This is a genomic window from Hymenobacter rigui, assembly GCF_003944715.1.
Taxonomy (GTDB): Bacteria; Bacteroidota; Bacteroidia; order Cytophagales; family Hymenobacteraceae; genus Hymenobacter; species Hymenobacter rigui.
Genome location: NZ_RWIT01000005.1, coordinates 242,008 through 259,039, shown reverse-complemented (window position 1 = coordinate 259,039; position 17,032 = coordinate 242,008). Strand labels below are relative to the sequence as shown.

Annotated in this window: 8 protein-coding genes; 3 read left to right on the top strand and 5 right to left on the bottom strand. The window is 60.4% G+C overall.

Annotated elements, in window-relative coordinates; all coding sequences use genetic code 11:
* Window positions 1-41 precede the first annotated feature (41 nt).
* The 3 genes from EI291_RS12020 (at window position 42) to EI291_RS12010 (ending at window position 5,485) form a co-directional block, all read left to right on the top strand.
* Window positions 42-2,330, top strand: a complete 2,289-nt coding sequence (locus tag EI291_RS12020; RefSeq protein ID WP_125420167.1) for a S46 family peptidase — start codon at window positions 42-44, stop codon at window positions 2,328-2,330.
* Window positions 2,331-2,465: 135 nt separating this feature from the next.
* Window positions 2,466-3,377 carry a hypothetical protein gene (locus EI291_RS12015; RefSeq protein WP_125420165.1) on the top strand — a complete coding sequence of 304 codons (912 nt, stop codon included), beginning with the start codon at window positions 2,466-2,468 and terminating at the stop codon, window positions 3,375-3,377.
* Window positions 3,374-5,485: a ComEA family DNA-binding protein gene (locus tag EI291_RS12010; RefSeq protein WP_125420163.1), complete on the top strand. Its 2,112-nt coding sequence runs from the start codon at window positions 3,374-3,376 to the stop codon at window positions 5,483-5,485. The genes EI291_RS12015 and EI291_RS12010 overlap by 4 nt, the downstream gene beginning before the upstream one ends.
* Before the next feature lie 102 nt (window positions 5,486-5,587).
* On the opposite strand, the gene EI291_RS12005 is transcribed toward EI291_RS12010, so the two are convergent.
* The 5 genes from EI291_RS12005 to EI291_RS11985 form a co-directional block, all read right to left on the bottom strand.
* A complete protein-coding gene (locus EI291_RS12005; protein WP_125420161.1) occupies window positions 5,588-9,175 on the bottom strand; it encodes a reprolysin-like metallopeptidase in 3,588 nt (1,195 codons plus the stop codon).
* 301 nt (window positions 9,176-9,476) lie between these two features.
* A complete protein-coding gene (locus EI291_RS12000) occupies window positions 9,477-11,429 on the bottom strand; it encodes a DUF3857 domain-containing protein (protein ID WP_125420159.1) in 1,953 nt (650 codons plus the stop codon).
* A gap of 5 nt (window positions 11,430-11,434) precedes the next feature.
* Complete coding sequence (locus EI291_RS11995; RefSeq protein WP_125420157.1) at window positions 11,435-13,474, bottom strand: DUF3857 domain-containing protein; 2,040 nt, start codon at window positions 13,472-13,474, stop codon at window positions 11,435-11,437.
* A gap of 72 nt (window positions 13,475-13,546) precedes the next feature.
* A complete protein-coding gene (locus tag EI291_RS11990) occupies window positions 13,547-14,740 on the bottom strand; it encodes a DUF4249 domain-containing protein (protein ID WP_125420155.1) in 1,194 nt (397 codons plus the stop codon).
* A 246-nt stretch (window positions 14,741-14,986) separates the two neighbouring features.
* On the bottom strand, window positions 14,987-17,026 hold the full coding sequence (locus tag EI291_RS11985; protein ID WP_125420153.1) for a transglutaminase domain-containing protein: 2,040 nt from the start codon (window positions 17,024-17,026) through the stop codon (window positions 14,987-14,989).
* Window positions 17,027-17,032: the final 6 nt, after the last annotated feature.

The window sequence follows — 17,032 nt, the reverse complement described above, 5'->3', positions numbered from 1 at the left end:
GCGTACCTTCGCCGCAAAACCACTCATCCACCCCCAACACTATGCAAAAACAACACTGGGCTAAGGCCCTGCTGCTGACGCTGCTGCTGCCCCTGGCCGCCCACGCCGATGAAGGCATGTGGCTGCCGCTCTTCGTGAAACGCCTCAACCAGGCCGACATGCAGAAGAAAGGCCTCAAGCTCACGGCCGAGGAAATCTACGATGTGAACAATGCCTCCCTGAAGGATGCTGTAGTGCAGCTGGGCGGCTTCTGCACCGGCGAGTTCGTGAGCAGCCAGGGTTTGCTGCTCACCAACCACCACTGCGGCTACGACGCTATTCAGAGCCACAGCACCCCCGAAAACAACATCCTGCAGAACGGTTTCTACGCCGCCAGCAAAGCCGAGGAGAAGAAGAATCCCGGCCTGTTTGTGGATATTCTGGTGCGCATGGAAGACGTAACCGGCAAAGTGCTGGAGGGCATCACGCCCGCCACCTCCGAGCAGGAGCGCATGGCCACCATTCAGAAGCGCCAGCGCGAAATGGCCGATAACGCCAAGGAAAACGGCAAGTACTTGGCCTACGTGCGTGACATGTTCGGCGGCAACGAGTACTACCTGTTCATCTACCAGCGCTTCGGCGACGTGCGCCTGGTAGGTGCCCCGCCGGAAGCCGTGGGCAAGTTTGGGGGCGACACCGACAACTGGATGTGGCCCCGCCACACCGGCGACTTCTCCATGTTCCGGGTATATGCCGACAAGAATAACCAGCCCACCGCCGGCCCCCAGGAAGGCAACGTGCCCTACGTGCCCAAAAAGCACCTGCCCGTGGCTATGCAGGGCGTGAGTGAAGGCGACTTTGCTATGGTGTTCGGCTTTCCCGGCCGTACCCAGCGCTTTCTGCCCGCCGCCGGTCTGCAGCTCACCCTCGACCAGAGCAACCCCGCCCGCATCAAGCTGCGCGATACCCGCCTGAAGCTGTGGAAGGAAGATATGGACCAGGACGCGGCTCTGCGCCTGAAGTACGCCTCTAAGTACGCCGGTATTGCCAACTACTGGAAGTACTTCATCGGCCAGAACGAAGGCATGAAGCGCCTGAAAACCGTGGATGCCAAAAAGGCCGAGGAAAACGCGCTGATGCAGTGGATTGCCCAGGACCCCACCCGTGCCCAGCAGTACGGCGAGGCCCTTAATACCATCAACCAGAGCTACGCCGGCATCCGCCAGTACAACCTCAGCAGCCAGTACGTGAACGAAGCCGCTTTCGGCACCGAAATTGTGACGCTGGCCGCCCGTATGATGCCCCTGGCCACCGCCCTGAAAGCCGGCGACAAAGCCGGAATCGACAAGGCCGTGGCCGACCTGAAGGAGCCCGTAGCCGACTACTTCAAAGACTACAGCGCCCCCACCGATAAGAAGGTGTTTGCGGCCCTGATGAACCTGTACATGCAGGATGTGCCCAAGGACCAGCAGCCCGACGTATTCCAGACGGTGCAGAAGCAGTACGGCGGCTCGATGCAGAAGTACGCTGACTACGTGTTCAGCAACTCCTTCCTGACTTCGGAAGCCAAGGTAAACGCTTTCCTGGCCGCGCCCACGCTGGCCAAGCTGGAAGCCGACCCCGGCTACAAAACCTATCAGTCGGTATACTCGAACTACGTGCAGAACATTCTGCCCAAGCTGCAGGGCCTGCAGGCCGGCCTGGGCCGCGCCAACCGTTTATACGTGGCCGCCCTACGCGAGAAAAACAGCCAGAAGGTGTACTCGCCCGATGCTAACTCCACCATCCGCCTGAGCTACGGCACCGTGCGCCCCTACAAAGGCCGCGACGCCGTGGAGTATGACTACAAAACCACCGCCCAGGGCATTCTGGAGAAGGAAGACGCCACCAACCCCGAGTTTGTGGTGCCCCAGAAAGAGCTGGAACTGCTGAAAATGAAGGATTACGGCCGCTTCGCCGATAAGCAGGGCAACCTGCCCGTGGCCTTCATCACCGACAACGACATCACCGGCGGCAACTCCGGGTCCCCCGTTATCAACGGCCGCGGCGAGCTGATTGGCTTGGCCTTCGACGGCAACTGGGAAGCCATGACCGGCGACCTGGCCTACGACCCCGATCTGAAACGCTGCATCAACGCCGACATCCGCTACGTGCTCTGGTGCATCGAGAAGCTGGGTGGTGCCAAGCACATCGTGGATGAAATGACGCTGGTGAACAACGGCCCCAACCCCGGCGTGGGCCCCGCCACCGCCACCGGCGCCGATATGAGCGACGTGGAAAAGATGAAGGTAAAAACCGACAAAGGCGGTAAAACCAAAATCAAGCGTAAGAAGGACGCTGCTATGCTGTAAAGCAAGGCGTGTTTTTTAGTGTAAAAGTCCCGGTGCCAGATGGTGCCGGGGCTTTTTTTGTAGTCTGATAACAAGCCGTTGTACGGTTCAGCTGAAGTAGCTATTTTCCAGCAATAGAAACCGTTATCCTTCTCTATGCTGAAAATCTACCTTTTATCAGGTTTATTTATCGGATGTATAAACGTCGCACACGCCCAGGGCAACGGCCCCGGCTTGTGGGGTGCCCGCGCGGCCGGCCTGGGGCAGATTGGGAGTGTGCTGGAACAGGACGGCTGGGCCGGTGCAGCCAACGCGGCGGCGCTGGGCAATCTGGCGCGGCCCACGGTGGGCGTCGGGGCCGAAAACCGCTACCTGCTGCCGGCCCTGAACACGGCTTCGTTGCTGGTAGCCGTGCCGATAGGCTACCGGCCAGGGCAGCCGGCTGCACCCGTAGTGGGTGTGCCGGCAGCGGTGGCGGCGACCGAGGCACCGCGCTACGGGGTAATTGGCTTCACGGCGCAGCGGTTTGGGGGCAAGCTGTACTCAGAGCAGCGGCTGGGGTTGGGCTACGGTTATCAGCTGGGCACGGTGCGGGTAGGAGCGCGGGTGGAGGTGCTGCAAACCAGCTTTGAGGGGCTGGGGAGCCGGCGCGCCGTGGCCGCGTCCCTGGGCGGGCAGGCCGACATTATTCCGCGCAAGCTGCTGTTTGGGGCCATGCTCTACAACCTCAACCAGGCCCGCCTATACGAATACCAGGAGGAGCGGCTGCCCACCGTGCTGCGGGCCGGATTGGCGTGGCGGGCCTCCGAAAAAGTGCTGCTGCTGGCCGAAACTGAGAAGGACGTGGAGCAGGATGCCGACTTCAAGGCCGGGCTGGAGTACCAGCCGGTGCCGGTGCTGGCCGTGCGGGCAGGGTTGTCGTCGCTCATGCAGCAGCTCACGGGTGGGGTAGGACTAAAGGCCGGGCAGTTTCAGGTGGACTACGCCGCCGCCTGGCACGATGCTTTGGGCCTGAGTCAGCAGCTGAGCGTGGCCTACGTGTGGGCCAAACCGCAACCCCAGCCATGAGCCCCCGCCAGCTGCTAATGACGGCCGGAGCACTATTGCTCACCGCCGCCGCCGCCCGGGCCCAGGACTACCCACGCCCCGCCGTGCCCGACCTCGACCGGCTGACCCAGGAGCTGTTTGCCGAAATCCAGAGCGACCAGGTGCCCTACGAGGACCTCTACGAAACGCTGCTGCAGTACTACCAAACCCCACTCAATCTCAATACTGCCACCCGGGAAGACCTGCGCGGTCTGCTGCTGCTCTCCGAAACCCAGATTACCAGCCTGCTGGAGCACCGGCAGCGCAACGGTGCGTTGCTGAGCCTGTACGAGTTGCAAAGTATCCAAAGCTTTGATCTGCGCACTATTTACCGGGTAGCGCCCTTCGTGTCGGTGCTGACGACGGCCCCCAACGCCGCCCGCGGGCCGCTGTGGCAGCGCATCTGGCAGGAAGACAACAACGCCCTGTTCGTGCGCTACCAGCGGACGTTGCAGGGCCAGCCCGGCTACCTCCCGCCCGATACCACCAGCACCGGCGCGCCCGCCTCGCGTTATTTGGGCTCCCCCGATAAGCTGCTGGTGCGCTACCGCGTGAGCCGCAGCAAGGATTTCAGCCTGGGCCTCACCGCTGAGAAGGATGCCGGCGAGCAGCTCACCTGGGACCCCAAAACCCGCCGCTACGGCGCCGACTTCTACTCCGGCCATTTCGTGCTGCAGGAGCGGGGCCGGCTCAAAACCCTGGCAGTGGGTGATTATCAGCTGCAATATGGGCAGGGGCTGTTGCTGTCGTCGGGACTGGCGGTGGGGAAGGGAGCCGAAACCATCACCACCCTGCGGCGCAGCTCGGTGGGCGTGCGGCCCTATTCTTCGGTGCTGGAAAGCACGTTTTTTCGGGGCGCGGCCGCCACGGTAGCCGTTACCGGCACCGTACGGGCCACGGCGTTTGCCTCGCGCAAGCGGGTGGATGCCTCCTTACAGGCCGCCCGCGACTCACTGGCTGATTTCAGTGAATTTACCTCCGGCCTGCTGCTGACCGGCATGCACCGCACGCCCACCGAGCTGGCCAACCGCCAGGCGTTGCGCGAAACCGTGCTGGGCGGTAACATCAGCTACGCCAGCTCCGGCGGCGACTTACAGGCGGGCGTAACGGCCGTGAATACGCTTTTTGATAAGCCTCTGCAGCGCCGCGACGAGCCGTATAATGCTTTTGAGCTGCGCGGCCGCCGCAACTTGGCCATCAGCGCCAACTACAGCTACGTGTGGCGCAACCTACTGCTGTTCGGCGAAACGGCCCGCAGCAGCGGGGGCGGGCTGGGCACCGTGAACGGCGTGCTGGCCAGCCTCGCTCCGAACGTGGACGTCTCGGCACTGTACCGGCACTACGCCCGCGACTTTCACACGCTCTACGGCAACGCCCTCAGCGAAAATACGCGCAACATCAACGAAAGCGGCCTGTACCTGGGTCTGAAGCTGCGGCCGGCGGCCCGCTGGGAAGTGTCGGCGTACTATGATAGGTTCCGGTTTCCGTGGCTGCGCTACCAAGCCGGGGCCCCCAGCACTGGCCACGACTGGCTGGTACGGCTGGCCTTCAGCCCTACCAAAACCAGCCTGCTGTACGCTCAGATCCGGCAGCGCACGAAGGCCTACGATGCCGATACGCTACGCCCTGCGCCGCTGCCCGTACCCACGCGCCGCCGCAGCTTTCTGCTGTTTTATGATGCCAGTCCCACCACCTTCCTGAGCCTGCGCACCCGTGTGCAGGGCTCCGAGTACCGGGAGGATGTCGGCCCCGCCCGCCACGGCTACGTACTGGCCCAGGATGTAACCGTGCAGCCGTTGCAGCGCCTGCGCCTCACGGCCCGCTACGCCCTCTTCGATACCGACGACTACGACACGCGCCAGTACGTGTTCGAGCAGGATGTGCTGTACGCCTTTTCCGTACCCGTCCTCTACGGCCAGGGCACCCGCACCTATGTACTGGTGCAGGCCGATCTAAACCGCCACCTCACGCTCTGGCTGCGCTACGCCGACACCCACTACCGCCACCAGCGCACCGTCGGCTCCGGTCTGGAGGAAATCCAGGGCTCCCGCCGCTCCGATGTGCATGCGCAGCTGCGGTACCGATTTTGATTGGTTGCTGGCATTGTCTGGAAACTTCATTCACGTAACGGCATAAAAAAACTCGGTTCCTGCTTCAGGAACCGAGTTTTTTTTAGTTGATCAACAATTGCCCTACTCTTTCAGCAGGCGTACCACTGTGGAGCCGTTGGGCATATCGAAGTGGAGGTTGTACACGCCGGTACTGAGGCTGCTCAGGTCCAGGGGCAGCTGCAGGGCGGCGGCACCTTTAGTAAGCGTCTGTGCCTGTACCTGGCGGCCCAGGGCATCGGTTACCCGCAGCGTGATGCTGCCGCGCTGGGCGTTGTCGATACGCACATTGAACACGCCGGCGCTGGGGTTCGGAGCCACTTCAATGCCTTGCAGCAAGGCGGCATTGCGCGCAGCCGTAATACCGGCCACCGTCTGGCAGCTTTCATTGGAGTACGCCGATACACCGGTGGTATTTACTGCCCGCACGCGGTAGCAGTACGGACCGTTAGCCGTTACCTGATCGGTGTAGAAGGTGGTGTTGGCGGCAACGGTGGCAATTTTGGCAAAGGTGCCGCCGCTGCGGGCGCGCTCAATCTCAAAGCCCGATTCGTTGCCCGAGTTGTCCAGCCAGATCATATCGATAGAGGCTGCTGTGGCCGTAACGGTGGGGGCCAGCGTGGTGAGGGAGCTGGGAGCCGCCGGTACTTCGCCCACGGTGCACAGTTCCAGCGTCCAGCCCGTGAGGGTACCGCCGTTGCTGGTGTTGTTATCCGAAATGGTGAGCGTCCAGTTGCCATTGGCAGACGTATTCAACAGGTCTCCCAACGAGTTGGCCGGGCGCACGGTAGCACCGCTGGTGAGGGGGCAGGCCAGCGCGGCCGTAGCAGCATCGTCGAATGTGAGGTTTAGGTTGGTGGTGCCGGGGCAGGCCCGCGAGAACAGCACCACCCGCCGGCCCGCCGGGTTGGTAAGCGAAATTTCCAGCTCGCTTACATCGGGGTGACTGATGGCCAGATTGCTCACGCGGATGTTGGATACCCGTTCTGTGCTGGTCACGGCAATAACCGAAGAAACGGTGGGCGTAGAGCCGGCCGGAATAGCCCGGGGTACGTTGGTGGCCACAATGGGCTGGCACGATTGTACACCGGTAGTGAATGAGGTAACGGCTGAGAAGGGAGCTGTACCGCAGGGGCTCAGGCCCCGCACCCGCACGTAGTAGGTGGTAGCGGGCAGCAGCGTGGCCGAAGGCGTGAAGCTGGTACCCGTGAGGTTGGTTTGCGACTGTACGATGTTGGTGAAAGCCGCATCAGTGGCAATCTGGACTTCGTAGGCAGTTGCATTGGGAACGACAGCCCAGGTAATGGCTGGCCGCAGCGTGGTGGGGCCACTGGTTGCAGTAGGAGTGGTAATAACCGCCGCCTGCGTAGCCGAAGGCTGAATAGTGAGGCTGATATCCTGGAAGCGGGTTACGCCGCCGCTGGTGCCCGTCAGGCGGATAACGTAGGTGCCGGCCGGGGCAGCGCTGGTGGCGCTTACCGTAGCGGTAGTGCCGGTGCCGGCCTGTACCGTGGCGTTGGCATAGGTTACCGTTACACCCGCCGGCAGGTTGGCGGCCGACAGGGTGACTGCACCGGTGAAGTTCTGCAGCTGGCCTACCGTTACGCTAACCGAGCCGGAGGCACCAGGGCAGAACGCCAGCGCGCTGGCCGAGCAGCCGGGGCCCTGCAGGAAGAACGTGGGGCCGGCAGGAGCCTCCAACGTAAAGTTCTGGTTGGATATGTCGAAGAAAATACCGCCCGTAGCCTGCACCCGAATACGGGCCTGCGCTGAGCCAGCCACATTGGCGGGTACCGTTACAGTCTCGCACCCGTCGTTGGGGGTGCCGGCCAATAGCGTAGTGGGATAGGTGAGGCCGCCATCAGTTGAGAGCAGCACATCTACGTTGGTTGCGCTGATGGGTGCCTGCGTGGTGTTGGCCACGTTCCAGGTAACCTGTTGCGGAGCACCCACCAGCCAAGTAGTAGCTGTGTTGGGGGCCGTTACCACAAACGGACCGGCAGTAGGCACTACCACCACGTTCATCGAGTCGTAATCAATGCCACCCCCGCCGATGCGGTTGTCGCGGGCTACCAGCCGGAAAATCAGCCGCCGGCCGTAAGTCGGCAGCAGTTCTCCTTTGGTCTGGGCATTGTTCAGAAGATCCGAGAGGCGTGGGAACGTGCGCGAAGGGCTGGTGGTAGGCGAGAAAACCCGGAACAGCGGCGCGTCGCCGGTAGCGGCGGAAGGTGCACCGGCAGCGCCCAGGTTGTACTGCTCCCAGCTGTAGGTCAGTGCATCATTGTTGGCATCGGTGGCCGAGCCGGTAAGCACGAAGGGCGTGCTTACCGGAATAGCATAGTTGCGGCCTGCATTGACCACGGGGGGCGTGTTGCCGGTAGCCGTATTCACCGAGCAGTTGCCCAGGCCCGTAATGTGGGCCACAATCTGGTCGAAGCTGCGGGAGTGGAAGTAGGGGTCGGAGTTGGGCTGAATGTCATCGGCTCCGCAGATACCGGCGTAGGCCATGATGGTGGTACCCGAGCCCGGCTCGTAGGCCGAAGCGTTAGCCCGGTTGCCGCCACCACAGCTACCGGTCTGGCTGTTGAAGGTGTGGTCGGCTCCAAACTGGTGGCCCATTTCGTGGGCTACGTAGTCCACGTCGAAGGCATCGTTGGTGGGAGCCGACGAGCCGGTTACGCCCCGCGCCTTACCCGATACACACACTGAGGGCTTCTGGGCAACGCCGCCGCCGCCGGTGCTGAACACGTGCCCGATGTCGTAGTTGGCCGAACCAATACGCGCGTCAACCGTCGTCTGGTTCTGGTTGAGCATGGTCGAGCCGCTGTTGTTGGTATAGGGGTCGGTGTTGGCATCCAGGAAAATGAGGGTGTCATTCTTGGGCACAATCACCAGGCGCACGGCAAGTTCTTTCTCATAAATGCCGCTTACCCGGTTCACCGAGGCTACCATGCCGGCCATGGCACCCTGCTTGGTGCCGCCGTGGAACGTGGCGTACTCGCCGGTGCAGGCCAGGGCCAGCCGGTAGGTGCGCAGAGTAGTACCGTTGGCTACCGCTGCTCGTTGCGCCGCCGTTATCTGGGGCAGGGGCTCAGTGCCATCGGGCGAGGGAGTGGAGCACACGAACGGAAAAGCACCCTGGTTCATGGCGCGCCGCTCAAATACCAGGTGCGTCGCATCGCCCCGTTCAGCCGGGTCAATATACACAGTGCTGCCCGCCGACAGAATCATGGCGTGGAAGCCATCCGGGGTTATATCAAGGCGGGCGGTAGCGGCCGGGTCATCAATGCCCTGGGCCGCGTAGGTGTGGATGCTGGGATACTTGGCTGCCAGTGCCGGCGCCATTACCGGCACCTGCACCACCCGGAACCGCTGCGAGGTGCCATTGGGCAGGGGCAGCGAAATAACGGTGGCCGAGGTGCGGGCACTCGTAGTGCGTTCCGCCGGGGCATTCTGAAGCGCAGCCCGCACCGCATCCAGCTGCATAGTAACAGCACGGAAGTGCGACAGGGGCTGCGTGGCTTGTCGGGCAGAGGTGGGGAGCTGCGGGGCATCGGCCCACAGCACCCGTTGGGCCGATGCCGTAGTGGCGGCACTAAGGCCGGCCACCAGCATACCGCCGGCCAGCAATGGCCGCCATGCCTGAGGAAAAAAAGTAGAAGTTTCTTGCATCGTATAAGAAAGAAGAGAAGAGAAAAACAGAGGGGAAGGAATGGTGAAAATAGGGCGCCCCAAGATAGAATTTTTGGCTAGGGAAGCGGCCGTGTCCAGTAGATATATTTTAAGAATTCATCGGTAATTGGCCTGATTAAGAGGGTTAATCAACAGCATTTGTCTTCTATTGTTAGCGTTCTGACAGAATATTCGGGTATTGTTATAGTGTAATTACTATGTTGTAGGCAGCGGCAGGTTATAAAAAATACCCGCTGCCAACGGCAGCGGGTATTTTTTATAACCTCATCCGTAAAATCTGCTACGCGTCTGTTTTCAGCAGTACAATCTGGGCCTTATCGGCGGCGCTTATTTTGCGACGGAACTCCAGGTACGCCGGATAATCGGTGCGGGTAAACCGGGTACGCGGCATTACTAAGCGGCGCACGTAGCGGATGCTACCGTCGGGCAGGGCCAGGAGCTGACTGCTGTAAGTGCCAAACTGGGTGGTCAGCTGCACGGGGGCCGGGAGTTGCTCAGGGTGCAGACTGGCTGGTACGTGGAGCATCACCGTATCCTGCTGGGTGAAGGCATGGTCCAGCCACAAATCGGTCTGCCGCTCTCCCACGGTGGCCTGGGGTGGTGCCATACGGCTGAGCAGGTTGGGCGTGATAAACACCCGCTTGCCGCTGGGTGGGGCCAGTGCCGGCATAGTAAGCGCCAGGCTTTCGGTAAGGCTGGGTATAGTGGCTTCCGGACCGGAGTGCTTAAAGGCCACTTTATTCAGCGTGAAGTTGGGCAGTGCCAGCCGGTTGCTGATGCGCTTTTTCTGCTCCGCCAGCTCCAAACCCGGCAGCCCCGAAACGCCATCATACTCCAGCCCCGTACGGATGGTACGCAGCGTGGCGGTGGCGTCGCCGTTCACATCCAGAAACACGTTGGCCAGTCGCTCCCGGCGGTTTTCGGCGGCACCGTAGCGGGGAGTTGGAATCAGCTTGCCGCCTTCGGGCAGCAGCAGCAGCGCGTGGCGGTTGCCGGTGAAGCCGCCCATGTACCCAAACGGATTGGTTTGGCTGGTGCATTCCAGCCATACGGTGTCGGGTTTGGTGCTCTGGGCCAGTGGCACACACAGCACCACGTGGTTGAACTGGGAGCTGGGGAAACTGGTAAGAATGTCCTGTTCATCGGAGCCCGCCTTAACCAGGGCCGCGTGAGCCTTGATGCCGGCCGCGCCCAGCAGCGCCTTGCAGTAGTTGGTCAGCGCTTTGCAGTCGCCGTAGCCATTAGCGGCCACTGAGGAAGCCGGGAATGTCTGCCAGCCGCCCAGACCCAGCTGCACGGATATGTAGCGCGTGTTGGCCTGCAGAAAGTGGTACACCTTCCGGATTTTGGCCCGCTCATCGGTTTCGCCCTGTACCAATGCCGCAATGCCGGCCTTAATGGCGGGCGGCAGCTCGTCGCGGCCGGCGTTCAGGTCGTAGGTCCAGCGGCTGAGGTCGGCCCAGTTGCTGAGGCGGCCAGCATGGCCCTGCACCTCAAACTCGGTCGGGGCCGTGAATACGGCAGGGGTCAGCTCGGCTACCGGGGGCGCATCGGCCTCTTCCTCGCGGGCGGCCAGGTCGTGCACCTGCCACTCGTAAATTTCCTGGCTGCCCTGGGTGCGCTTAGTCTGCGCCGTGCCGGTAGGCAGGTGCTGCTCCTGATAGCGCAGGGCCATACCGGCCGGCATAGTTACTTTAAACGACGCCTGCTCCACGGCCAGCTGCTCCACCGGCTGGGGCCGCCACGTGGAATAAAACAGCGGGTTGTCGGATATTACTTCGTACTCAAACTCTACCGTGTAGGGGTAAGTAGGCTGACTCAGGTCGGCCACGCGGCCCCGGGCATCGGTAGCCAGGCTGAACCCATCTGAGAGGCTGATGTCGTGAATGTCCTGGGTCCGGAGCTGGCGAAGCTGCCGCCCGGTGGCATCGTATACCGCTCCCCGAAAGTAGCTGATGGTGTTGAGGGAACTGTAGTACACCAGTTCCGATGCCCAGCGGGCCCCTACCTCATCCAGAATGGTAACGGCGCGGTGGGTGGTTTCCACGGTGCGCCCCACCGATTTTACCAGTAGCGTTTCTTCCTGCCGACGAATAACGGCATGAGCATTTTCGCGCAGGGTCGCCGGCAGGTCGGCTACGGCGTATTTGGGGGCCGGGCCGTAGGCCGCGTAAGCTTCGGAAGCCAGTAGCCAGCTAGAGCCGGCCAGTAGTATTGGCAGGGAAATACGCATCAGATTTAACCCTTTTTCTTGAGTACCAGTCGTTCGCCCTGCTTAGCCATCATGCGGGCAAAAAATTCCCGCAGGTAAGCGTATTCCTCAGCCGAGTATACCGGCCGGGCCAGGCTCATGCGGCTCATAATCTGCACGGAGCCAGCGCCTGGCTGTACAGCGTACGTGAAGCGGCCACCGCCTTCAGGCAGTTCCATGGCCATGGGCTTTGGCGTTTCTTCCAACTCATAACCAGCGGGCAGGGCCACGGTAACCAGCAGGGTTTCATCCATGGAAGCCCCAAAATCCACCGGAAAACGACGGTCTTCGTGCAGGAAAGGGTTCTTTTCGGTGCCAAAATCGCGCAGTGGGCTCAGGTAGATGGTGCCTGCGGGGGCTTCACTGCCAGCGGAGGCAAACTCAAACTCCAGCGTGAGCGGGCGGTGAAGCGCCGCCTGCTCCTTAAAGGTAAATTTAGGAATGTTCCAGCCCTCGTGGCCGGCGGCCATTTCCTCCACGTACTTCTTTTCGCCCAGCTTGCGCAGCTTCTCCCGCTGCGCCAGGCCCAGATAGCCGGCGTGCTCCTGGTGTACTTTACCGCTTACGCCACCCTTATCATCCACCGTCAGGTTAATCTGCTGATAAGACAGTAGCCGGTCGGCGGGCTTGAGTTCAATCCAGTGCGAGGCCCCGTCCTGCGGCAGCAGCAGGCGGCCAACGCCATTGAGGCAGCGCGGAGGCAGCATGCCGCAGGGAGCCAGCTCTTCAGTGGCATCTACCAGCATTTCCTTGCCCTCAGGCAGGGTTACGTGGGCCAGTACGTAGTTAAAGCGTGACACCAGCGGTACGTTGGTTTCCAGGCGGCCGTGGCTGCGCGTACTGAGCACCACCGGGTTTGCCTGCAGGCCAGCTTCGCGCAGGGCCGCAATCAGCAGCAGGTTCACGTCGGCGGCGCTACCGGTTTTCTGATCGAAGGCGCGGCGTACGGAGCCGGAGGCATACAGGCTGTTGCTGCCATTATGCTTCACGCTGCGGCGCACCAAGTCATGGATAGCGGCCACGCGGGCGGTGGGGTCTGTGTGCTGGGCCTGAAGGGCAGTCAGCTGTTCTTTCAGGAAGGCAGGGCGGCCCAACTGACCGCCAAAATTGTCGCTGTTGAGTAGCTCCCGATCAATCTTCTCCCAGGAGTTGGCCACGGCTTTGTACGGCTCATCGGGCCATTTCACGCCGGCCAGCTCAAAGTCAATCTTGGCTTCGTAGTCGGCGGTGGTGGTCATGTAGGGCTCGGCGCGCATGGCTGGCACGTTCTTCATGGCCCAGCGGTGGTTGGTTACGCGGGGCGTAACAACCTGCGAACCACCCGACGAGCGGCGCCCGTACTCCATGCTCGACGACCAGGTGATGTTGTACTGGGTTACGCCCTCATTGCGCTCCTGCACTTCCAGCGGCTCGTAGCCCTGCATCAGCATTTTGTAGTCGAAGTACTCCGGAATGGCGGCCCGGTACTCGCTCCACCGCACCGGAATATCCCGCTGAAACGTCCAGTCCTGGAAGTTGAACGTGAAGGGCGAGGTGACCGAGTAGGTATACTCAATAACGGAGCCCACGCGCACGTTGGGCAGCGTGAATTTGCGCGTTGTTATGTTCGGGGTGGTTTCTTCCCGGAACATGGCATCAGAATTCAGCTTTTCCTTGACAACCTGGCCGTTTACCAGGTTGTAGGTCATGCCTTTGAGGCTGGTGATTTTTTCCTCGTTGCTGGCTTTGTGGTACAGTGGCACCTCCACGGTAGCATAGTCGTAGCCCGATTTCTTAAGGATCTTGATCCGGGTTACCCGCTCAAATACCACTCTGAAGTCGCCATCATTGTACTCAAAGCGGGAGCGGCCAAAATCAGCCAGCACCACGGCCGCTGCCGCACTATCGGCTGCAAAGTTTTTGGGCGTCAGATCAGCTTCGTCAATCTTTCCAAATTTGATAGGATCGGCCTGTGCCTGCGCAAGAGAAACTGAAGCGCCGGTGCAAATGCCCACCAGCAACAACCGGCGAAGTAAAGGTGAAATCATACGAAAAAAGAAAATGAGTTATGAAATAGCAGTTGAGAAAAAAGCTTGGTGAACAGGGGATGCATTGACCCGTTATCGTGGCCAGAAACTAGGTTTGATATTGGTCCCGAACCGGCGGCAGTCAACGCAGTCAGGGGTTTGGTTGGTGAAGCCAATGATGGTACCATCGAGACGCCGTATCTCGTTAATGGGAATCCGATAGGTAGTGTCCGCAAACTCCTCGTACATATTCTTGCCGAGCCGCAAGGTGTCGTGGATGTACGTGGCTACGTCGGTGCAATTAGCATACTGCTCATCCACGGGCCACCATTGGGCGGGCAGAGAAAGGCGGTTGATGAAAATGCGCTTTTCTACCACGGTACACGCCCCCACGAAACCAAATACCGGCTCACTGGCGTCCGTCAGCGAGTGCACGTTGCCCTGAATGCGGTTGGGCAGTGGGTCGAAAAGGGTGCCGATATTTTCCGTATTCTTCTTCACGGCTTCCCAGTAGTCAAACTCCTCCTGCGACATAGCATATTGCCGCACCAGGATGCTATAGAGGCTGATTAGCTTTTTGGAGGAAGAAGGAATGAACAGCAGGCGGTAGTCGCGCACGGCATCCTGATTCAGGCGCACCGTGCTGGTCGTGGTGATAAGCGTCGCATTTTCGGTACGCCAGCAGTGGTAAATATCCTCGGTGCGCGGAAAGTACGGCCGACGCTGGGAGGTGCCTTTTGCAAATTTCCAGTGGCTCCAGTAGGCCGAGGTAAACTCCCAGGTTTCCTCATATTGCCAGCGGTAGTAGCGGGTCTGGCTGCTGTTGTCGTGGGCACTTATGTACAGTTGCAGTCCATCTGCCTGAACGCGGCCCTCGAACTGGTCAATGGCGGGTGTCTGCTTGAGCAGGGTATACTCGGAGGCATACTCGTCGCCACCACTCGTGCGAATCCGCAACCGGTACTGCTGTCCGGGGGGCAGCTGCCGGATGGCGGCCGTGTACACACCACCTGGGCTTTCGGCCAGCGCGTACCGGGTACCGCCCAGATTTTCAATGAATACTGTGGCTTTCGTTTCCGGTGGGTATGTGCCGGTGCCGTTATCCAGATTAATGGAGCGGGAAAGCCGAATGGAAGTAGGGCCACTGCCGTTGATAAACCCATCTACCACCAGATAATGGCTGCCTGATTTCAGCACCTCCGGCTCGTAGCGCTCCACACAGCTGGCGGCAAGACAGGCAAGCAGGCTAAGAACCAGCCAATACGCGGTTCGGGTAGATAGAGCCATGAGGATAGAGGATAATTCAGTCTGAACCGGAAGATAGATAATCCGTAATGAGAACGAGCGAAATAACTAAGAATTTGATTTTTAACTAGTTATTCAGATAATACTTATCCGGTTCTGGTGTCCGGATAGCAGTGATACAAGCGAAAAACGCCGGTGAGTTAAAAGCAATCAGAACCGAAATATCCTATTTTTTTGGAACATGAACAACTGATGAAGGCGGATTTTAGGCGAGGCAGCAATTCCCACTTACTGCCGTTGCAGAACAATAGGCTCCGCAAATTTGGTGACGGCCTTGGCATATAGCTCCCGGATGGCGTGATATTCCTCGGCGGAGTAGCGGGTTTTGAGCAGATGAATGCGGCCCACCAGCGCCAGAGTTTGGGGCGTGGGCTGCGTAATGCTGAACAGAAACCGGCCGCCGCCATTGGGCAGCACCAGCTGCATATTGGCCGGCAGTTCTGCTACGACGTATCCTGCTGGGAGCGTCAGGTCAGTGGCGTATTCAATACGCTGCACCGTGGCAAAATCAACCGGGTAAAGGCGCTCCGCGTGCCGAAACGGATTAGCCGTCATCAGTAATTGCTGCAAGGGCCGCAGGTACAGCGTAGCGGCCGGGGCTTCGGCGCCGGGCAGAGCAGCCGTCAGCTCCAGTGCCACCGGGCGGGCCACATCGGGGGAGCTTACTTCGGCTTTGCTGATTTGCCAGTCGGGATGTGCCTGCTGCCATTGCTGGCGCAACTCCGACAGCGGCCGACGGTGTTCGGAGGCTGCATAGCCAGCATATTCCTGCCGGATGGAACCCCGCAACTCGCCCTGAGGCGTGGCCGTTAGCTGAGCGTGGGTGTAGAGCAGGTGTGGGGCCGTATCCATCAGGTTTACCCAGCGCCCGGCTGGCCCCAGCAGGCGGCCCTGGGCATTGAGGCAGCTTTCGGGCAGCAGGGCCGGAGGCAGGCTAGCATCTGTGGCATCCAGCAGTAGCTCCTTATTGTCAGGAAGAGCCACATGAGCCACTACATAGTTAAACTGGCTAACTACGGGCAGCTCCGTTTGTACCTGACCATGCTGCCGAGTGCTTAGCAGCAGCGGCTGAGCATCCAGGCCGGCGGTTCGCAGAGCGGCAATCAATAATAAGTTCACCTCAGCGGCGTTGCCCTGGCGCTGATCCACAATACGCCTGGGTGTACTGCCGGGGCGGGCCAGGTAAGAGGGAGTATTGGTGTAGGCCACCTGTTGCAGTACCAACTGCCGCACGGCATGGGCGCGCTCCGTGAGATTGGGCAAGTTGCGCAGGGCCGCCGTGTTGGTGCTGAGTGAGGTAGTTGCTTTCAGATACTGCCCAAACTTTTCATCCTCCAGCAGCTCCTTTTCAATTTCAGCCCAGCTACCGGCAATAAATTGCGGGGCATGCTGCGGGTCAAACTGGATGCGCTCCAACTCAAAATCAACCCGGCTCAGATAGTCGCGCCGGGTCGTCATGAAAGGCTCCGGGCGAAAAGCCGGCAGATTTTTGACCGCCCAGCGGCGCGTCAGAGCCTGCGTATTGATGTTGTAAGTTTTGTCGCTGGCTTCGGTGGTGGTCCCGTACGAATTGCGGGTTGGCTCCCGATATGTGGTAGTGTAGAATTTGGCGCTGGTTTCGTTGATGGTAAAGGGCCAATAAGTGCGGCTGAGCTCCTTATAGCGGTAGAAGGACGGAATAACAGTGCGGTACTCACTCCAGCGGACCGGAATATCCTGCTGAAACTGCCAGTCCTGGAGATTGAACAGGAACGGGGAGCGGACCAAATAGGTGAATTCCAGAATCGAGCCTTCGCGCACATTCGGCAGGGTAAAGGCATACTCATCCAGCCGCTCGTCAATCTTGCGGCTGAAAACGGCTTCCGTGCGCAGCGGCTCCTTGCTGAGGGTCGTGCCTGTCAGATTATAGGTGAGACCCTTAAGCTGCTGAATTTCCTCCCGGCCACCCTCTTTGGGGTCGTGGTAAAGTAGCACATGCACAGTAGCGTGCTCATAGCCGGCCGCACGACGGATGAGCAGCCGGGCTGTGCGCTCAAACCGAAGTTCAAACCGGCCATTGGCCCCTTGTATAGTGGATTGGCCAAAGTCGCAGAGTACCTCTGCCGCCGCCGAGTCGGGAGTGGGGCTAGCCAGCAGAGTTGCCGCTTCTTTGGCATCCAGCTTTCCGAATTTAATAGGCGCCTCCTGGGCCTGTACATAGTGTGGCCGGCCGGCCAGGCCACTCAACAAGAGCAGCGCGCCGGCTGCCCGGAAATAAAATGACGACACGAGAAT